Annotated in this window: 2 protein-coding genes; both read right to left on the reverse strand. The window is 48.1% G+C overall.

Annotation, left to right across the window (positions count from 1 at the left end):
* Positions 1-1,163: 1,163 nt before the first annotated feature.
* Positions 1,164-1,658: a hypothetical protein gene (locus tag MMS95_RS24055; protein WP_242142430.1), complete on the reverse strand. Its 495-nt coding sequence runs from the start codon at positions 1,656-1,658 to the stop codon at positions 1,164-1,166.
* Between the two features lie 3 nt (positions 1,659-1,661).
* Positions 1,662-2,180: a hypothetical protein gene (locus MMS95_RS24060; RefSeq protein WP_000116157.1), complete on the reverse strand. Its 519-nt coding sequence runs from the start codon at positions 2,178-2,180 to the stop codon at positions 1,662-1,664.
* Positions 2,181-2,736: the final 556 nt, after the last annotated feature.

Genomic DNA, 2,736 nt, shown 5'->3' on the forward strand with positions numbered 1-2,736 from the left:
CCATTTTAGCGGCTAAAATCCGCCGAACCCGGCAAAAGTGGCAATGTCGTAACGGTGAACGGGCGGACAAACCCTTTGTCCGGTCGTGAAGCGTTAGCGGGGTGTCGGGGCGCAGCCCTGACAATGTTTTGGGTACCCGGCCATCACTGGGCGGTACTCCAAAAACACATCTTGTCCCGTGCGTTTTGTCACCGTCACAAAGTGGCGGTGCTACAAAACATATCCTGTCCGCTCTTTTGCCCTACAGATACGTTGGCCATAGCGAGGACGCGCCCCATTCAGCGACAGTGATATTCCGCTTCCTCGCTCATTCGCTCACTGCGTTCGGTTATGAGACTGCGGCGAGCGGGGCGGATAAGAATGTGGGGGGATAAGGATTGAAAAAGGCGAAAAGAAGAGGAGGCGTTGCCGTTTTTCCATAGGCTCCGCCCCCCTGACAAGCATCACAAAATCTGACGCTCAAATCAGTGGTGGCGAAACCCGACAGGACTATAAAGATCCCAGGCGTTTCCCCCTGGTAGCTCCCTCGTGCGCTCTCCTGTTCCTGCCTTTCGGTTTACCGGTGTCATTCCGCTGTTATGGCCGCGTTTATCTCATTCCACGCCTGACACTCAGTTCCGGGTAGGCAGTTCGCTCCAAGCTGGACTGTATGCACGAACCCCCCGTTCAGTCCGACCGCTGCGTCTGTTCCGGTAACTATCAACTTGAGTCCAACCCGGAAAGACACGACTTATCGCCACTGGCAGCGGCCACTGGTAGACAGGATGTGCGAGAGATGTATCGAGAGTTCTTGAAGTGGTGGCCTGACTGCGGCTACACTGAAAGGACAGATTTGGTGACATGTCTCGCACAAGACTGTTACCACGGTTCAGAAACTTGCCGGTTTACTGAACCTTCGAAAAACCACCTTGCCGGGTGGTTTTTTCGTTTACAGGACAAGAGACTACGACGATAAACAAAGGATCTCAAGAAGATCATGACAAACCCGTGAAGTTGACAAGTGGCATGGGTAAGTGGACAATATACCTGTCAGCACAAACCGGAACCTTGAAAGAGGGGTGCTGATGCCGGGGGAAAACCCTCCTAGCCAGTGAGCGGGATAACGAAAGGCCAGACCGAAATTTTTGCAGTAAAACAAAGGCGCCTTGGGCGCTTTTTGTTTTTTATACGATTTTCTTCCCCTGTAACCTCTGCTCCAAAACATACCTGAACCTCAAATTCCGTCCTTTGTTGACCCCCCCCCATTCATCAAGCGTATATGCTGTAACAACATGTATGCGAAGAAAATTATCTTTACCTTCAGGCTTTCTTATCTCCATTAGAATGAAGTCATCATGATGGTTAAGGTGGTAATACCGCTGCCCTTGCCCCTTGGAAATAAAGGCCGTTATGTACTCTCCGTTTTCTATCGCTGACAGTATCCGCTGCACGATAGTCTTACTTCCTTCGTATCTTTCCTGGCAGAAATGCCGAGTTTCACCTCTGAAATTCATTACCTTTCCGACTTGCTTTTGGTCAGTAAATACATGAAACCCGAAGCTAATCTCAAGCTCAGCCTGCACCCCAGAAACCTCAACCTTATGCAGCTGAGGGTGCAGGTGTGTCATCGAGAAAACTTCACGCCCTGTATTAACATCATTCCATACCGTACCTGCCATTTCTTACTCCCATGAGGACTTCACCTCGATTACCCGTTCAGCAAAAGTGTTATAGGTTTTCCCTTTCGTTATTTTCCCTTCATCCAGTAGTTTCTTTACCGCAACCAGCGGATGAACAATTAACACGTTGTGGAACTCACCGGAGCTACCTTCCCGGCATGATATGAATCCCAGCTCTTTTAATTTCCGCATTCTCCCCGTCCATGTTGTTACCCCCCTTGCACTGGCAAAGCCTGATTCTAAAGCCAGCACAGTCTTATCCCTTATCTCTATCAGGCCTTCGTCTGAACCCCTGAACCACAGCGCTAGGTAGGTACTTGAAAGTGGGCTTCCCTTTGATAACTCATCCATAAGAACACCTAGTAATGGAAGATAACGAGGTACTGTTATGAAGCCATCGTTTCGAGGTCGGTCATTACGATCCCATGTTTCAATTTCCTCCCCTTCCCATAATGTATTTATCAGTTCGATTCTTCTTTCAGACTGGTTACGTTTCCCTGCTCTTTGTGCCCTGACTGACATACTCGCCTCCTGTTAATGCGTGAGAGCTAATTTACCAAAAAACCCTTATAAATCAATAACTTTTATAAGTTTCCTTGAACAATTACTTCCGGTTTTTATTTTTTCTTATTATAAAAAATGCAATATTTATTACACAAAAGGAAGTAACAAGTAATAAATATTACAAACATAAAATGCATACATATGATTTAAAAATAATTTTTATTTAATTGCGGTGCTCCATGTGCTCACCGTGCTCCATGTGCTTCTGGTGCTCCCTTGTGCTCCATGGGGTTGTAGGGGGCAAGGAGGGGGGGGGAGAAATCGAAAAATAAATTAAGAGTCACCATGCCGGTCACTCGCATTTACCATAACACCCGTTGCCCGCACCGCCTGAGACGCTCTCAGCGCGATCTTAGGGGCTAAGCCTCAAAATGGTATGCCCCAGCCCCCAAAAAACCCGCAAAACGCCGCTGACGCATAACCAGCATGTGAATCATTATGCACCCGAAGACGCGAGCTCCATTTTAGCGGCTAAAATCCGCCGAACCCGGCAAAAGTGGCAATGTCGTAACGG

Origin of the sequence: Serratia sp. PGPR-27 (assembly GCF_022678525.1) — a bacterium.
GTDB lineage: Bacteria > Pseudomonadota > Gammaproteobacteria > Enterobacterales > Enterobacteriaceae > Serratia > Serratia nematodiphila.